This is a genomic window from Aquiflexum gelatinilyticum, from assembly GCF_024813435.1.
GTDB lineage: Bacteria > Bacteroidota > Bacteroidia > Cytophagales > Cyclobacteriaceae > Cognataquiflexum > Cognataquiflexum gelatinilyticum.
The window spans coordinates 23914-40833 of record NZ_JANAEZ010000002.1 but is presented as its reverse complement, the minus strand read 5'-3'; the positions used below and the strand labels follow the sequence as shown (position 1 = coordinate 40833).

15 protein-coding genes are annotated in these 16920 nt (G+C 39.9%); 8 read left to right on the top strand and 7 right to left on the bottom strand.

Going from position 1 to position 16920, the window contains the following annotated elements; all coding sequences use genetic code 11:
* Positions 1–23: 23 nt before the first annotated feature.
* From porK to NK987_RS04735, 5 genes are all read right to left on the bottom strand, one after another.
* Positions 24–1118: a T9SS ring complex lipoprotein PorK/GldK gene (gene porK, locus NK987_RS04755; protein WP_258422077.1), complete on the bottom strand. Its 1095-nt coding sequence runs from the start codon at positions 1116–1118 to the stop codon at positions 24–26.
* A 120-nt stretch (positions 1119–1238) separates the two neighbouring features.
* Positions 1239–2210 (bottom strand): PorP/SprF family type IX secretion system membrane protein, encoded by a 972-nt coding sequence (locus NK987_RS04750; protein ID WP_259262942.1) that lies wholly within the window; start codon positions 2208–2210, stop codon positions 1239–1241.
* Between the two features lie 74 nt (positions 2211–2284).
* Positions 2285–3061, bottom strand: coding sequence for a uroporphyrinogen-III synthase (locus NK987_RS04745; RefSeq protein ID WP_258422079.1), 777 nt, complete (start codon positions 3059–3061; stop codon positions 2285–2287).
* A 35-nt stretch (positions 3062–3096) separates the two neighbouring features.
* The gene (locus tag NK987_RS04740) at positions 3097–4215 is read right to left on the bottom strand and encodes a DUF4271 domain-containing protein (RefSeq protein ID WP_258422080.1); all 1119 of its coding nucleotides are present in this window, start codon (positions 4213–4215) and stop codon (positions 3097–3099) included.
* A gap of 3 nt (positions 4216–4218) precedes the next feature.
* Positions 4219–5943: a BamA/TamA family outer membrane protein gene (locus NK987_RS04735; RefSeq protein WP_259262941.1), complete on the bottom strand. Its 1725-nt coding sequence runs from the start codon at positions 5941–5943 to the stop codon at positions 4219–4221.
* 47 nt (positions 5944–5990) lie between these two features.
* Here NK987_RS04735 and hemW point away from each other — a divergent pair, with 47 nt between their 5' ends.
* Both hemW and NK987_RS04725 read left to right on the top strand, forming a co-directional pair.
* Positions 5991–7118, top strand: coding sequence for a radical SAM family heme chaperone HemW (hemW, locus tag NK987_RS04730; RefSeq protein ID WP_259262940.1), 1128 nt, complete (start codon positions 5991–5993; stop codon positions 7116–7118).
* 21 nt (positions 7119–7139) lie between these two features.
* The gene (locus tag NK987_RS04725) at positions 7140–7454 is read left to right on the top strand and encodes a DciA family protein (RefSeq protein WP_259263419.1); all 315 of its coding nucleotides are present in this window, start codon (positions 7140–7142) and stop codon (positions 7452–7454) included.
* A gap of 3 nt (positions 7455–7457) precedes the next feature.
* On the opposite strand, the gene NK987_RS04720 is transcribed toward NK987_RS04725, so the two are convergent.
* On the bottom strand, positions 7458–8177 hold the full coding sequence (locus NK987_RS04720) for a DUF4197 domain-containing protein (protein ID WP_259262939.1): 720 nt from the start codon (positions 8175–8177) through the stop codon (positions 7458–7460).
* A 90-nt stretch (positions 8178–8267) separates the two neighbouring features.
* Between NK987_RS04720 and NK987_RS04715 the strand changes: the two genes are divergently transcribed.
* From NK987_RS04715 to NK987_RS04690, 6 genes are all read left to right on the top strand, one after another.
* Entirely contained in the window at positions 8268–10331 is a 2064-nt protein-coding gene (locus tag NK987_RS04715) for a GAF domain-containing SpoIIE family protein phosphatase (RefSeq protein ID WP_258422084.1), read from the top strand.
* Between the two features lie 30 nt (positions 10332–10361).
* Positions 10362–10694, top strand: coding sequence for an STAS domain-containing protein (locus tag NK987_RS04710; RefSeq protein WP_258422085.1), 333 nt, complete (start codon positions 10362–10364; stop codon positions 10692–10694).
* 2 nt (positions 10695–10696) lie between these two features.
* Positions 10697–11113: an ATP-binding protein gene (locus NK987_RS04705; protein ID WP_258422086.1), complete on the top strand. Its 417-nt coding sequence runs from the start codon at positions 10697–10699 to the stop codon at positions 11111–11113.
* A gap of 88 nt (positions 11114–11201) precedes the next feature.
* Positions 11202–13211, top strand: coding sequence for a peptidylprolyl isomerase (locus NK987_RS04700; RefSeq protein ID WP_259262938.1), 2010 nt, complete (start codon positions 11202–11204; stop codon positions 13209–13211).
* Positions 13195–14067, top strand: coding sequence for a peptidyl-prolyl cis-trans isomerase (locus NK987_RS04695; protein WP_259262937.1), 873 nt, complete (start codon positions 13195–13197; stop codon positions 14065–14067). The genes NK987_RS04700 and NK987_RS04695 overlap by 17 nt, the downstream gene beginning before the upstream one ends.
* A complete protein-coding gene (locus NK987_RS04690; protein WP_258422089.1) occupies positions 14060–15442 on the top strand; it encodes a peptidylprolyl isomerase in 1383 nt (460 codons plus the stop codon). Before NK987_RS04695 ends, NK987_RS04690 begins: the two co-directional genes overlap by 8 nt.
* A gap of 52 nt (positions 15443–15494) precedes the next feature.
* On the opposite strand, the gene NK987_RS04685 is transcribed toward NK987_RS04690, so the two are convergent.
* Positions 15495–16745 carry a cystathionine gamma-synthase family protein gene (locus NK987_RS04685; protein ID WP_259262936.1) on the bottom strand — a complete coding sequence of 417 codons (1251 nt, stop codon included), beginning with the start codon at positions 16743–16745 and terminating at the stop codon, positions 15495–15497.
* Positions 16746–16920: the final 175 nt, after the last annotated feature.

Here is a 16920-nt window from a genome sequence, read left to right as displayed (position 1 = left end):
GAGTGATTAAGATGTTATTCGATTTACTTTTTTCTTCTTCTGTTGTTGCTGATATCCATTGAACCTGATCTACCCAAATAGGTCATCGCAGTTCTGAATCCGATATGTGCTGTTTTCACATCCTGGAATTCATAGGTTCTTGTACTTGTTTCGAGGTAATGAGCGATGTCTTTCCAAGAACCGCCACGTACCACTTTCCTTTTTTCATTAGGATCATCATATCTAGGGTCCAAATCCCAAGTGACAGATCCACTGACTGCATTATAGGAATCCAATACCCATTCTGCTACGTTTCCTGACATGTTGTATAAGCCGAAGCCATTTGGTGCAAAAACATCTACTGGCGCAGTATATGCAAATCCATCATCAATGTAGTTACCTCTTCCAGGCTTGAAGTTAGCCATCAAGCAACCTCTCTTATTTTTGAGATAAGGACCTCCCCAAGGATACTTGGCTACTTCTTTTCCGCCTTTGGCTGCATATTCCCACTCTGCTTCTGATGGTAACCTGAAAGGAGGATAATCAAAATCCGCTTTGTCGTTTGCATTCAAGTGGTACGTTCTCCACTGACAGTACATATTGGCCTGCTCCCAGCTGACACCTACCACAGGGTAATTGTCAAAAGCAGGGTGGTCAAAATAAAACTCCATCAAAGGATCACCATAGTGGTAAGTGAAACTTGTGTTCCAGACTGTCGTATCAGGAAGTACAGCGTTCAGGTCAAAAGTCGGCGCGTCTTTCAAAGTTGTCGGAGTACTGTAAGTGTACTCACCTAACCTGACGGCTTCGATGAACTGTCTGTATTTGTTGTTGGATACTTCATACTTATCCATATAAAATTCGGAGATAGTAATCTGCTTGTTCAACGATGATTGTGAGAAGGCTATATCTTCATCAGCCTGTCCCATCCAAAACGTCCCGGCTTTGACCGGAACCATTTCTTGAGGAAGGATTTGTTGCCAGATTACCCTCTTGGGAACACCCGTAACTTCACCCCTTCTATTGTCTTTTTCACTGGCAGATCCTTTCTTGCCCAAAAGTCCGCAACTCGGTAGTACTACCACTACCAAAACCGCTAAAATTATGCTCAAAACGCGTGTCTTCATTTTTTTAGACATAAATTACATTAAACCATTTATCAAATTCATGCCACTTTTTGGATAAGCAACAAGAGCGAAAATTAAAGTAAATTCTTAGAAATACACAAATTTAATTGCTGAATTTCCAATAATTTTTTTTTAGAACCTAAATCTCGGAGTACGTTGGATTGTTCTTTGGAACTCCCGGGTAACGTCCGGAAGAACATAGGATAACATGAATTCATGACTCGTCGGAGACTTGGTTTCTATACCTCCGACTACCAAATCAAATGCATATCCTATCCTTAGTGAATTATCTCTAAGTAAACTGTAACCCATCAGTAAGGATACTGATTCTTCACCTCTGAAAGCCAATCCACCACTTACCTTTTGATTGTATGTGGCTATAACGCTGACATCATAAGAAAAATTATTGAAGGAGACTGTTTTCAACAATACACTTGGCTCAAAATTCCATTGCGCAAAGGTCTTTATCCTATATCCGGCTAATAAATAGGAATGGTTTTTCAATTGGTTTTCAAAAGAACCCTCTCCAAAATCAAAAGCCGGTTCATTTAGATGACGGCTGCTTATGCCTATATAATATTTAGTCCTATCATATATGGCTCCTGCCCCAAAATTGAAGTTCATTTGGGTCTCGCTTCCCGTGGCAGGCAGTTTTGGATCTGGATTGACCAAACTCAATTCATCAAAACGTATCGTTGTCGCAAAAACTCCTCCCATTAATCCTAAACTCAAAACACCCCTTCTTAGTTTTTTGTGATATCCTACAGAAATATTGGCTTCCTGATTGGTGCTTGGGCCGATATTGTCATTTACAAAATTTAAGCCAACTCCTAGTTTGAGTTTGTCTATAGAACCAGAGGCTGTCACCAATTGAGTTATTGGGGCCGGTCCGTTAGTGCCTGAATAGTTCAGCCATTGTGACCTATGAAGAGCAGAAAACCTATATCCGGATTCTTTACCGGCAAAAGCAGGGTTAAAATATGCCCCGTTGTACATGTACTGCGTAAACTGCGCGTCTTGTTGACCATTGACGCTTGAAGCAAAAAAACTACCTATCCAAATCAACAGTAGGTATTTCAATATCGTAAAATTACGTTTAACCATGTATCAATAAAACTGATGAAGTAAACTCTATTCTACACAATTAAACTCAATTTTGCCATAAAAGATTAGCATCATCACAAATTATTTGCCTTTTTTATGTAAAGTTCGAGTGCCCCAGTCATACTTGGGGCATTTGGCATTGGAGCTTCAATATCAAGAATTAAATTTTGGTCCCTTACTTCTTTGGCTGTAGTGGGTCCAAAAGCAGCAATCCTTGTGTTATTTTGTTTGAAATCAGGAAAATTCTGCTTCAAAGATTTGATTCCCGAAGGAGAGAAAAAAGCAAGAATGTCATATTTGATATCTCTAAGGTCTGACAAGTCAGCTGCTACCGTGTGGTATATAATGGCCTCAGTGTAGGAGATATTGTTTTTGGCCATGTACTCTGGAATTTCGTCCTTCCGGATATCAGAACATGGGAACAGGTATTTCTCCGATTTATGCTTCTTGAAGTAGTCAAATAAATCTGAAGCTGTTTTTTGACCAACATAAAGCTTTCGCTTTCTGATTACAATATACTTTTGGAGATAATGTGCTGTTTGGTCCGAAATACAGAAATATTTCATATCTGCAGGCATCTCCACTTTCAATTCCTTGCAGATCGTAAAAAAATGGTCGATAGCATTACGGCTTGTGAAAATAATGGCAGTATGCTTTAAAATATCAATCTTTTGTCTTCTGAAATCCTTGACTGATACCGGCTCAACTTGGATAAAAGGCCTGAAATCTATTTTTAAATTATACTTTTCAGCTAATTGAAAATATGGTGATTTCTCATCTGTCGGCTTCGGCTGGGAAACTAAGATGCTTTTTACTTGGTTTAATCTGTCCTTAGTAGATTTAGTCGTCATATTTCACTTCAGCATTTGAACTTTTCCACTTGATTTTACCCGATAATTACCTTTGAAAGGATTAAAAAGGGGACTATTTCCGCGCTGCAAATGTAAACAAATAAATGGTAATTTTTAAAAGACACTCTATTTGACATAATCAGAAACAACATGAACACACCAACCATGTAGATCCAAAAAAAGGCATAAAGCAAATATTTTATCGTAATATCCAATTCGAAGAAGTCATTCAAAACAATTATGCTGACAATGAAGGCCATAACAAATATTGTTATGGAAATAATCCTTAGCATATAAAAAAAATGGGGGACTACTATTTTTTTCAAATCAAACACAAATCCCAAAAATCTTAATAAAGTAAACTTCAAAACTGCTATCAGGATAAGAATGGAAGACCCCAAAAGCCAACTCAGGAAATGTTGGTTGAGATCTCCACTGACTATAAACTGCAAACTTTCATTCCCAACTGCTTTAACACATAGCATCAGCAGTAAAAAAGCCATCATATTCATCAGCAATAAATAAAAGATGACATCCAATGAAAAAAACTTCTGAACAGAATTTGATTCAGAAAAATCCTCCGCCGAGAAAACCGAGGTTGGCATAAGTATCAACTTAAGTACCAAAGGGTAAATCAGCTTATAGACTGAAATCAAAAAGAGGATCCCTATAACTGCGAAAAAGAAAAAATCATTAAAATTATCAACATCTCTTTTCTCCGGAAGCAATTTTTCTGAATCTTCAGTTTTTGATTTGAAAACTTCATTTTCAAAAAATCCTTTTTCTACAGAAACATCACTTGAATTAATACCTGCTTTGATTATTGTCAGCATGGTCCCTGTAGAATCAGACCCGGATGTAAAATTTTTCATCCCTTCCAAAGGAATTATAAATACCGTATCAGTTGCTGTTTGGAACCATAGCTTATCTTCCAAAAACATGGTGGATTTACCGGGAAATGCAAATCTGAAGGTACTGTTAGGAAAAGTTTCCAAATCCAGTTTAACCTGGATTTTTGTATTCGATTTACGAAGGGTTTCAGGATACATTTCCTGGATTGCAGGATTATAATTTTCCAAAACCTGGGAACTACCAACGAAAGAAATTCCGATAAAAAGAAAAATAAGGAAAGCCCTCACATATGCTATATTCATCTGTTAGAATCTACCGGTATATCCAAAGTGAATTTTAGAAAGATTGAGTGAAAATTCCTGGTCATTGGAGCTGCCAAGTCCATAAATGAAATTGAAAACCCCATTTCCTGTCTCTAAACTGAAGCCCATCCCAGCAGAAAAGGTGTTATCAGTCCCAAAATTCTGAACGCTATTCTCCAATCTTCCCATATCGGCAAAAATCATAAAATAAGAGTAGGTATCAAAATAAAACCTCGGCTCAAAATTGAGATAAAGGTATTTGTCTGCAAAAAAGAAATTCTCATTGAATCCCCGGATGCTTTGCAGACCACCAATCCTGTACAAATCATTTAAGAGCAGATTTTTATTTTCTACAGTTCCACCTGCCAATCTGGTGTAAATTCCCCAACGGGGAGAGAGATAAAAATGCTTTTCAAACTTTGCCTCCATATAATACTGAAGGGTTTTAAGAACAATGCCTTCATATAGTTCAGGTGGTAGCCCGGTATTTTGCAAAATGTTCTTATTCCCTATGGCAAATTCCAGTTGGGCTAAAGCACCTCTTCTGGGAAAAAAGATATCATCAAGCCAAATATGTCTGTAATTGAGTCCATAATTATTAAACCTGAAATCACCGGCCTCCGGCAATTCAGAATTTTCTTGGAGTCCAAATACCGCTAGCAAATCTCCAGCCTGACGCCTTGTAAAGAAACTGAAGTACCCGTCAGAATTGAACCTGTAGCCAAAATTGAGCCTGAAATCTCTGTTTAAAAATGTAGTGTCCTCTTTCAACAGGGAAAAGGAAAAACTAGCATCGATGTTTGAGCCCAAAAGCAAAGGTTCAAAACCTGAAATTTTCAAGGTTTGGGAAAGTTGGTTGAACCGCTGCCAATGGAGTTCATAATTCCGCCCTGTTCCTGCCACATTATACAAGGCAATATCAAACTGCCCTGTGACCAAAAGTTTGCCCCCCTCATTTTCATTGGGCAAAAAGCCAATAATCCCATCGATGGAATTGATTTTCCTGTCTGAAATCGGCAGGTACAAGGTAGCTTCCTCATTCTGAAAGCTAAGTTCAGGTTCTCCGGACCATTTCAGGTAAGGAAGTCCACGGATTTGCCGGATTCCATCATCAATTTTCCTTTGGGAAAATGCCTGCCCCGGTACAATTTGTAAAAACCTAGAAAGAAACTCAGGCTTTGATTTGGTGTCCCCTGTGATTTTTATGGTATCAAAAGTAATTCTTGGCCCTGAATCCAAAGCCAGTGCTCCTGAAAATCCTTTTCCGATCCTTTCCATGCTGTCTATTTTGATAGCAGCAAAGGGATAACCCCTGTTCTCGGATTCTTTCAAAAGAGATTCAAAAAGTCTTGAAACCTGCCTGTAATCAAATGGCTTTCCTGAAAACCTCTTCATATCAACTCCAGTTTTGACAAGTAAAACAGGATCGACATTGCCTTGTCTTAATGTCACCCATTCAAACCTGTCTCCGGTATTCACCCTCAGCCAAAGTGAATCCACTGTGGATTTTACCTTGGATTCTTGAGGTGCCAAATATCCCAAACTGTATAGCTCTTGGTATTTCCCTTTGATGAAGTTTGAAAGTGATACCGAATCTCTAAATACCTGATCTTCCTGAACAGACAGTGCTCCCACCAATTCCCAACGGAGCCATTTTCCTCCTTGGGAGTATCCGGGAGAAGAAAATGTACAAAATAATAGAAACAGGAAAATGAGGATTCTTTTCACCTTTGACAGGGAGGTTTGAGTATCTTTGAGGGCTAAAATTAAATAAATTGTCCGGTATCTACATCCATATTCCTTTTTGTAAGCAGGCTTGTCACTATTGTGATTTTCACTTCAGTACCAGCAAAGTCCTGATCGAGGAGATGGTGGATTCCATTTGTACTGAACTCGAACTGAGGAAAGACTTTTTGCCAAAAAAAACTCCCGTCAGGACGGTTTATTTTGGGGGAGGTACGCCTTCATTGCTTTCTAAATCCCATTTGGAAAAGATTTTGGAAACAATCACCAAGTGGTATTCTTTGGATTTGGAAGAAGTGACGTTAGAGGCAAACCCCGATGACCTCAGTATTTCAAATCTCCAAAACTGGAAAGCTTTGGGAATTGACAGGTTGAGCATCGGAATACAGACCTTCGATCCAGAAATTTTAAAATTCTACAACCGCGCGCACAACGCCGAAGAATCATTAAAAGCCATTGAATCTGCTAAGTCCACAGGATTTGAAAAATTATCAGTGGATTTGATTTATGGGTTTCCATCGAGCAATCATGATGTCTGGAAAAAAGACCTAGAGATCGCATTGTCCCAAAACCCAGGTCACATCAGCAGCTATTGCCTGACTGTGGAGCCAAAGACCGCTTTGGGGAATTGGCACAAAAAAGGAAAGTACCAAGCTGCCTCGGAGGATTTTGCTGCCGAGCAGTTTGAAATCCTCATGCAGTCCATGGAAGATTCCGGCTATATCCAATACGAGATTTCTAACTTTGGGAAGCTGGGACAGTTTGCCCTCCATAATACCAATTATTGGCTTGGTGTTCCTTATCTGGGAGTTGGTCCGAGTGCTCATTCTTTTGACGGCAAAAGCCGGGGATCGAATATTGCCCACAATGCCCAATACATCAATAAACTGAAAACCCGAGAAAGCATTTACGCCAAAGAAATCCTCAGTGACGAAGATGCTGCCAACGATTACATTCTCACTTCTCTGAGAACCATCTGGGGAACTGACATTAATTATTTGAAAAACTCTTCGGGTTACGATCTGGCATTTTTGAAGCTTGATACCATCAAGATGCTGATGCAGGAAAAACTCATTCTGGAAGAAACCAACAAAATCATCCTGACCAAAAAAGGAAGATTGTTGGCAGACAGCATTGCTGAATCTCTTTTTTTACCTTAAATAAAATTACCTTTGGAAATGATGGAAAAGTACGGCAACAATGGAGGAAGGAAGAAAGAAGCGACACCGCTGAAGGAGGCTTTTGATGATTTGCTGAAAGCTTACCGACTCAAAGATAAGTTTGACGAAAGGTTGCTGTTGCAGGCCTGGCCGGAAATGATGGGCAAAATGGTAGCCTCCCGCACCACAGGCCTATATATCAAGGAAAAGAAACTTTTTGTAAAAATCAGCTCCGGACCTGTCAAGAACGAGCTGAAAATGAACCGGAGCAAAGTCATGGATTTGATTGAGGCCAAGTTTGGCAAAGGTGTGATTGATGAAGTTGTGTTTCTTTGAAAATCAATCCTGCTGCGCAAAAACCTTCTTCATCAGGTCTGAAGTCCTTCCCAAGGGATTCTCGCGTATGTTTTTTTCTTCCTCGGCAATCAGCACAAATAGACCATCTATTGCCTTTTGGGTTACATAAGCATTCAAATCAGGATTGACTTTTTGCTTGGTAAGCGGGATTTTATTGTAGGAATTGGCCAGGTCTCCATAGTACTTGGTCGCACCGACTTCATCCAAGGAAGCTTGTATTTTGGGTTTGAAGAGTTCCACCAATTGGGCATTGGTTGTCCTTTTCAAATAATCTGTGGCAGCTGTGGCATCTCCTTTCAAGATTCCGAGCGCATCCTGGATATTCATTTGCTTGATGGCATTCACAAAAATCGGCTTTGCCTCGATCGCCGCACTTTCCGCACCACGGTTGATGGCAAGCAAGGCCCTGTCCACTTCGCTGCCAAGCCCCATGTTTCGGAGGGTCTTTTCTACTTTTTGGGCATCCTCAGGAAGCAATATCTTGATCATTTCATTTTTGAAATAGCCATCAGTCTTGGATGCCAAGTCAGTGCCCTTTACTATTCCCTGTTCGAGGGCTTCTTTCAAACCTTCAGCAACTTCATCCTGAGACAATGGTATTTGTCCGGAGGTGACATCTTTGATCAGTTTATTGATTTGGGCGGAGGAGCAACTGTACATAAAAACAAAAAGTACCAGAAAAGAAATCTTGTAAAATCGCATAGGGTTTTTAACATTTATTTAGACTTATGGCATTTAACGCTTTCAGGAAAATTAAGTTTGTTTCAGTATTATTGTGTTCAAATTCCAAGAATGCTTAAAATCCCTACTCCAAATATCGGTAAAATAAGTATTTTGGTGGCCATCCTGACTTGGTTGGCTTTGCTTTTTGTGGACATTACCAGGATTTTCCAATCTGTCAATCAGATGGATCACAGCCTAGCCCCTGAGATTTCCTACGTGCTCGAAATTCTTTTTTTTATCCTTGTTTATATTTTTTACAACCATTCGATCAACAAAAATGAAAATATTGATTTCCTAAACCTGATCTGGAGAGGGGTTTCCACAGGTCTTTTGGCCACTATCATTTCCTTATCCATCAGTATTTTTTACATGATGCTTGGGGGGAGTAAATTAGGTTCCGATCCTTTGTTGAGCAATTTCTTTTACCATGTCAATTTTGCATTTGTTTCCCTTTTTCTGATTTCCTGTTCTTTGCTCTGGAAACATTTGATCCTATACCAAAAAACCAAAAAGGTCGTGCAACAATGGCAGGCTTTTGAGGTTTTATTGCTGATGTGTATGTTTTTTGTTTTCTTCAATGGAAACAATTTTGATTACAGCTTCATCTTTGGATTGGTATTTTTGACCATTTTCTCGGCCTCTCTTTCTATCAACTTGAAATGGATTCCTTATTTGACATTCAAAGAAAAGTGGAAGTCCATCCTGTTTCTGGTGATTATTCTGATCTGCACCATTTACCTTTTCTCAAAGTTTGGGTTCTACAGCGAAAGTGAAATCGCATTTGTAAACCTTAACATCAATCTTTTTTTGATGGGTCTTTTTGCCTTTGTGGCTATCTATACTCTTTTCAGCTTTTTGGTTACGCTGTTTAATCTTCCTACCTCCTCCGTTTTTGAGCAAAAACTGGTGGAAGCCATCAATTTTCAGCGACTCAGTCAATCCATTAAACCCGGGCAGGACGAAAACCAGGTCTTGGATATATTGATTGACTCCAGTATGAGTGCCTCCTACGCCGATGGAGGTTGGCTGGAGATCTTGGACAAAGACCAAATCCCCCAATTGATCCAAAAAAGATTCATTGATGAAGAAGTCCGTCAGGAAATCATCACATTGTTTCAAACCGTTAAGCCATTTTCGGAGTTTGACTGGACTCAGGATGACAATGACACCAAGAAATTTTATGGAAAAATTCCACACAATATCTTTAAATCTGCCTTTTTGATTCCGCTTGTAGTCAACAAAAAAACAATCGGCCGGATGTACCTGGTCAAAGAAGTGAGAGACGGGTTCAACAAAGAAATGATCAACATCATCACCACATTTGTTGGACAGGCTTCTATTTCAGTAGAAAACTACAGGCTCTTAAATGAAGCCATCAAAACAGAAAGGTACAAAGAGGAGTTAAAAATTGCCCAAAGGGTGCAGCGTAGTCTGTTGCCCAAGGAGCTGCATCATAATGAAAAATTTGAAATTTGTGGATTTTCTGTGGCTGCTGATGAGGTCGGAGGTGATTATTATGAAACCAAAAACCTAGATGAGGGCGTTTTTTCCATCATCATCGGGGATGTTTCCGGAAAGGGTACCTCTGCGGCCTTCAACATGTCGCAGATGAAAGGCATATTCCACAGCTTGGTTCAGCTCAAACCCAGTCCAGGGGAATTTTTGTTTAAAGCAAATACTGCCCTGAGCCAATGCTTGGAAAGAAACCACTTTATCACCACCTCCTATTTTCTCTTGGATACCAACCGACAAACCATCAAATACAGCCGAGCAGGCCATTGTCCCACCTTATTCTATGACCATAGCGAAGACAAAGCCAGCTATCTGAGTGCAGAGGGATTGGGCCTTGGGATAGTGAGGAGTCCAAATTACAGGAAATACATCCATGAGTCCGAATTCCACTATGACAAGGAAGACATCCTTGTGTTGTATACAGATGGAATTATAGAAGCCAAGAATAAAAAAGGGGTAGAATTTGGCTATGACAACCTCAAAGCTGCATTGATGCAACATAAAAATCTGAGTGCGGAATTGATTCAGAAAAGGATTATCGATCAAGTATACCAATTTGTAGGGGAGGGTGGCATACCAGATGATGACTTTTCCATCATGGTAATCAAGTTCAACTCATAACCAATCGTTTACAAACCCGTAATTAACAAGATGCTGAACGTAGAAAAATATTTAGAAAGTGGTAGTAGGGTCCTGGTATTGACAGGAGAGATCGATGCAAGCAACTCGGTCGAATTGGATGCCGCTATCAGCGAAGTAGTGCAGGAGGGAGCAAAAAATATTTTGATAGATTGTTCCGGACTGGAGTATATCTCTTCTGCCGGATTGGGCGTATTCATGTCCTATCTTGATGAATTTGAAGAAAACAATGTCAAAATGGTCATTTTTGGCTTAAAGGATAAAGTCTTCCAGGTTTTTCATATTCTTGGATTAGACCAATTGATCAGTATCAGACCCACAAAAGAACAAGCCTTGGAGGGTTAATTATGAATTCCCAATTAAGATTATATTGTGATACCTCCCAATTGTCTGAACTGAGACAGTTCCTTGAGGAGATTTTGGATGAAACCACGCTGTCAGAAATCGAGCAGCATCAGGTAATCCTGGCAGTGGAAGAAGTATGTGCCAATCTGATCATCCATTCCCACGACTGTAATTCCAAAGAATTCATTGACCTCAATGTAATTTCTACCCAAAGTCTCGTAGTTTTTGAAATACTGGATTTTGGCAAAGGATTCAATATCCTCGAATACCAGGAACCCGAAATCTCACAGGTGATCAAATCCAAGAGAAAAGGAGGACTTGGCATCATGTTGGTAAAAAGGATTATGGATAAAATTGAATTTGAATCCCTTGGAAATAAAAATATCTGCAGGTTATTTAAAATTTTGAAATCCAAATAATTGTTAATTGGGATATCTTAATCGTCCATACGCCCCAAATTTTTCAATTTAATTTGTAACATTGCACTTGTTTTCCGGCATTTTGTCTATGATTAATATAAGTCGATTTCTTTTCCTAATCCTGATTCTAGGGTTTTCATGCAGCCCAAAATCTACTGTCACGAAAGTAGAAACTCAGGAAGTGCTCCCTTCTCCCTTATTATCTATTGGGGACAATGCAGTATTCGGAGATGAATTTTTGCACATGCTTACCAAAAACAGGGAATTTAAAAATCCTGATAGCAAAATATCGGTGGAAGAATTTCAGGAAAATCTGGATCTTTTTATCAATTACAAGCTTAAAGTCAAAGAGGCAGAAAGCATGGGATTGGATAAAACTGAGGAGTTTTCAAGAGAATTCGAAGTTTTCAAAGACGATCTTACCCAGCCGTTTTTGATTAAAAATTCCCTTCAGGAAGGTGAGCTGATGAAGGCATATAACAGGATGAAAGAGGTGGTCAAAGCCAGCCATATTTTGTTACAGTTTCCGCCTAATGCCAGTCAGGCAGATACTATTTCTGTTTTGAGAATGGCGTTGAAGCTGAAAGAGGAAGCTGAAAACGGCGCTGACTTCAATGAATTGGCATTTGAGCATTCTGATGACCCATCCGCCAAAGACAATAAGGGAAATCTTGGATACTTTACCGCATTACAAATGGTTTCTTCTTTTGAGGATGCGGCCTATTCCATGCAGGTGGGTCAGATTTCAGATCCTATTTTGACCAATTTCGGTTACCATATCATCAGACTTGAGGACCGTCAGCCCAATCCGGGCGAGGTAAAAGTTTCCCATATTTTGGTAAGGTCTCAAGGAAACGACCCGATCACGGAAGAGCGTATATTAAGAAAGGTAAGTGAAATCTATTCCGAACTGCAAAAACCTGAAAGTTCATGGGAGGAAATCTGTCAGCTTTATTCAGAAGATACCGGCACCAAAAACTCCGGAGGCTCACTGCCATGGATTGGCTTGGGTTCGGTCATTCCTGAATTTGAAAGGGCAGCGTTTTCGCTTCAGGAAGAGGGGGAGATTTCCCCTCCGGTGAAGACACCTTTTGGCTATCATATCATCCGGCTTGAAGGCAAAAAACCCCTTGCAAGCTACGAGGAGATGGAATCCTCCATCAAGTCCAGGATTCTGAGAGACAGTAGGTCTACTTTGATCCAATCGCAGGTCGTGGCTATCCAAAAATCAAAGTATGGTTTTGTGGAAAATGAAATCCTTGTGGATTCCATCAGTGGCATTTTTGCTTCCACTCCAAGACAGGAAATTGCCAATACCATTGAATCCAAAAATCTCTCCGATTCAGTATTGTTCAGTATTAACAGTACACCAAATACCGTCAAGGGGCTCTTGGAATTTATTGCAGAAGACCGTCAGGTGGTCAGAACCAATCCACAGAATTACTTCAAAACATGGTTTGACAAGTTTGTAGAGGTCAAGCTTCAGGAGGCTGAAATCACCGACTTGATGACAAACAATGAAGAATACAGACTATTGATCCAAGAATACAGAGACGGCATCCTTCTTTTTTCTCTTATGAATGAGCAGGTTTGGCAAAAAGCCATCGAAGACAGCTTGGGCCAAGTAAGCTTTTATCAGGAAAACATTAACAGATACCAATGGAATGATAGGGTGCAAGCTTTGATCCTAACTATGGGAAAAGAAGAAAGCATTCCTTCAGTCAGGAGATTTTTGGCTGACAAAAAATACCAGCCCAATCTCGTCGACCGTTTGGAAAACACCTTCTTAATAAACAACCCTTTGGCTTTTACTGTATCAGAAGGGATCTTTGAATGGCAGCAGCATCCCATCCTGAAAAACGCAGATATGAGCAAAAATTTTCAGGAATTGAGGATTGAGGGAAAAGCCTACATGTTGGTATTGGGAGAAAAGGTTTTGCCCGGACCCAAGAAATTTGAAGAAACGAGGGGGAAGGTTATCCAAGATTACCAGGAATTCCTTGACAAAAAACTTATTTCTTCCTTAAAGGAGAAATACGCTGTCCAAATCAATGAGGAAGAGAAACAAAAAATATTTGACCTTGCAGTGCAGAAGTAGTCTTTTGGCGATACTCCTTTTGTTGTTGACAGGGGCATGTGATTTCTTTCGATTCAAATCAGAAACTGAAGCCGGAGCAGACCTTGTAATAGCAACTGTGGGCAATCAAAACCTGCTTCGGTCTGAACTTTCGTTTATCAAGGCCGAAAGCAAATCCGAGGAGGACAGTGCCAATATCGCAAGTAGGTATGTTCAGTCTTGGATAAGAAAACAACTCCTCATCAAAGAAGCCGGCAAATCAATGGCCTTTGATGAAGCAGAAATCAACCGTAAACTTTTGGATTACAAGTATGCCTTGATGGTCTACGAATTCGAAAAGAAGTATGTGGAGGAAAACCTGAACAATAACATCAGTCAGCAGGAAATTGAAGATTATTATCAGGTAAACAAAGTCAATTTCAGCTTAAAAGAAATAATTGTCCGGGTGAATTTTGTGAAGACCGAGAAAGAATCTTCGCAAAACAAACAGCTGGAGCGGATGCTGAAGTCACAGAATCAAAAAGATTCAGATACCTTTAAAGCATTGGCTGCCAATTCCGGCGCCAATTATTTTCTCGAAGATTCTACCTGGATCAAGCTTGATGACATCATCGTAAATACCCCTTTGGCCAATCATCCCAATAAGGTAGAACTGGTTAGAAACAATAAGCTTATAATCACAGATGATGACCGGTACAGGTATTATTTTAAAATATTGGAATACAAATTGCAGGATCAAGTTCCGCCCTTGGAATTTGTCCGAGATGAAATTACCAAAATTCTGATCAACAAAAGAAGGATTGAACTCGTCGATCAATTACAGAAGGAAGTTTATAACCGAGCACTTGAAAAAAATGAATTTAAAATATATGAGTAGATTGAATTATTTCCTGGCCATTTGTTTTTTGAATCTGATCACTTTTCAGTCTTTCTCACAGGCAGAAGAAAAAAAAGAAACAGCAGCTCCCTCAGGTCAGGTAATCGATAAGATAGTAGCCAAAGTAAACAATTATATCCTTTTGGAATCCGAAATCCAAAAGTCCTATATAGAAGCGATCTCCCAATCCCAACAGGATGTACAACCTCCGACGAGATGTGAGGTTTTTGAATCTTTGCTGATCAGTAAACTGATGGTCGCAAAGGCAGAGATAGACTCTGTGATGGTGACAGATGCAGAAGTTATGTTTCAGGCAGACCAAAGGTTTGCAATGGTAATGCAACAGTTTGGGGGAGATGAAAATATGTTGGCTGAGGTCTATGGTAAAACCGCAGACCAACTGAAAACAGAAATCCACGATCTCCTCAAGGAGCAGCTGCTTGTCCAAAAAATGCAGGCAAAAATCACAGAGGGCCTTTCTATATCTCCGGCTGATGTCAGAAAATTTTTCAATGAAATTCCTAGAGATTCATTGCCGTTTTTTTCTGCAGAGGTGATGGTAGGCCAAATCGTCAAAAAACCTGAGGTAAACCAAAAGGTAAAAAACGAAATCACTGAGCTGCTTCGGGGGCTCAAAAATCAGATCATGGACGGAAAAGCTGATTTTCAAACCCTCGCCAAGCAATATTCCCAAGATCCGGGGTCAGCACCTTTGGGTGGTGAATTGGGATTTTTCAGAAGAGGAGAATTGGCTCCTGAATACGAAGCAACCGCGCTTGGACTCGAAGTCCTTGAAATCAGTGATCCTGTCGAAACTGCCTTTGGCTTTCACATGATCCAACTTTTGGAAAGAAGGGGAAATACCTTTAATACGAGACATATTCTAATCCGTCCGGAACCTTCCGATCAGGACATTGTGGATGCCGAAAGATTTTTGGACAGCATCAGAACGGCTATAATTGATGGAAAAATTGAATTTGCAAAAGCTGCGAAAGAAAATTCCGATGACCGTGCAACTTCTGACAATGGTGGTTTCTTTGTAGACCCAAACAACAATTCAAGCAGGCTTACTTTGAGAACCCTTGATGACCCAGTTTTGTATTTTACCCTCGATAGCATGAAAGTAGGTTCCATCACACCGCCGATCCGGTTCGAAACCGAAAGAGAAGGTGTTCAAGTCAGGATTCTCTTCTACAAAGAGAGATTTCCTGCACACCGTGCCAATCTTGAGGATGATTATGAGAAAATGAAAGCTGCAGCAAGGAGGAGAAAAGAAGAGGCATTGCTCAGCAGGTGGTTTATCACCGCCAAAGAAGATGTCTTTATTGATATTGATCCTGCCTATGACCGTTGCGATGTCTTGAGCAAAAAATAAATCATGATTATGAAAGAAAAGAGCTTCCAAAAAATGGAAGCTCTTTTTTTAGCTACACTTTTTCCAATGCCTGTTGGATATCCCAAATGATATCGGAATGGTGTTCAACACCAATGGATAATCTTACAAGATTATCGCTGATCCCAAGTAATTTTCGGTCTTCTTCTGATACATCACTGTGAGTCATGGTTGCAGGATGTTCTGCGAGTGACTCTGTACTTCCCAATGAAACTGCTAATTTCATCAGTTTGAGGTTATTCAAAAACAGGAACGCTTCCCTTTCTCCTCCTTTTATATCAAATGACAACATGGCCCCCGCGCAGGTCTGTTGCTTTTTAAAAATATCGTATTGAGGATCACCGGGTTCCAAATGTCCCAAATAGTACACCTTTTCCACTTTAGGATGTGATTTTAAGTAATCTGCCACTTCTACTGCATTGCTTGCCTGCTTGGTCATCCTCACCTTAAGGGTCTCTAAGCTCCTCATCAAAAGCCATCCTGTCCATGGCCCTGCCATATTGCCAAGGAATGTTCTCAGGGTTCTTACCCTTTTCATATGCTTTGAGTTTCCTAAAACCGCTCCTGCAATCAGGTCTGAATGCCCACCGATATATTTGGTAGCAGAATACACTATTAAATCCACTCCGTGCTTCAAAGGATGTTGCCAAAGAGGCCCCATGTAGGTATTGTCTACACAGACCACTACTTCTTTGTCTGGATTTGACAATTGGTCTGCGACCTCTCTGCAGACTGAAAGGTCAAAAAGTGCATTGGTGGGATTGGCAGGAGTCTCCACATAGACCATTTTAACTTTGTCGCTTAAACCCCTTTTTGACACCTCTTCCAGAATTTGGGATGAGGACTGCCCTGCGGTAAATCCAAGACCCTTGATGCCATACTTTGGAAGTACTTTATTGATAAAATGGTCTGTCCCACCATAGACAGGTTTGCTGTATATTAAAGTATCTCCGGGCCTCAAAAATTCCAACATCACCGTGGAGATTGCAGACATTCCACTCTCGAATACCGCACACTCTTCCGCCTGATCCCAAAGACAAAGGCGTTCTTCCAAGATCTGAAGATCAGGGTTATTGAGTCTGCTGTAGATCAATCCCAACTCTTCATTTGGCTCCTTTTCTCTTTTGCCATAGGCAACTTGGAAAAAAGCTTTGCCCTCCTCTGCAGTTTTAAAAACAAAAGTACTTGTTTGGAAAATGGGACATTTTACTGCCCCCTCTGACAATTCAGGTTTGTACCCATGAGTCATCATCAGACTCTCAGGCTGGAAATATCTCTCTTGCATTACATTTGGGTTTATGCAGGCAAATGACAATAAATTATTGATGATTGTCAATAGAGATAAAAAAATATAATTCTGATTTTATAAATAAAACTTTATAATCATTCCTATAAAAAGGAATAAAAATTTGAAATATTTAAAATAAAAAAATATAAATTTGTTTAGCTCGTATTTTGAA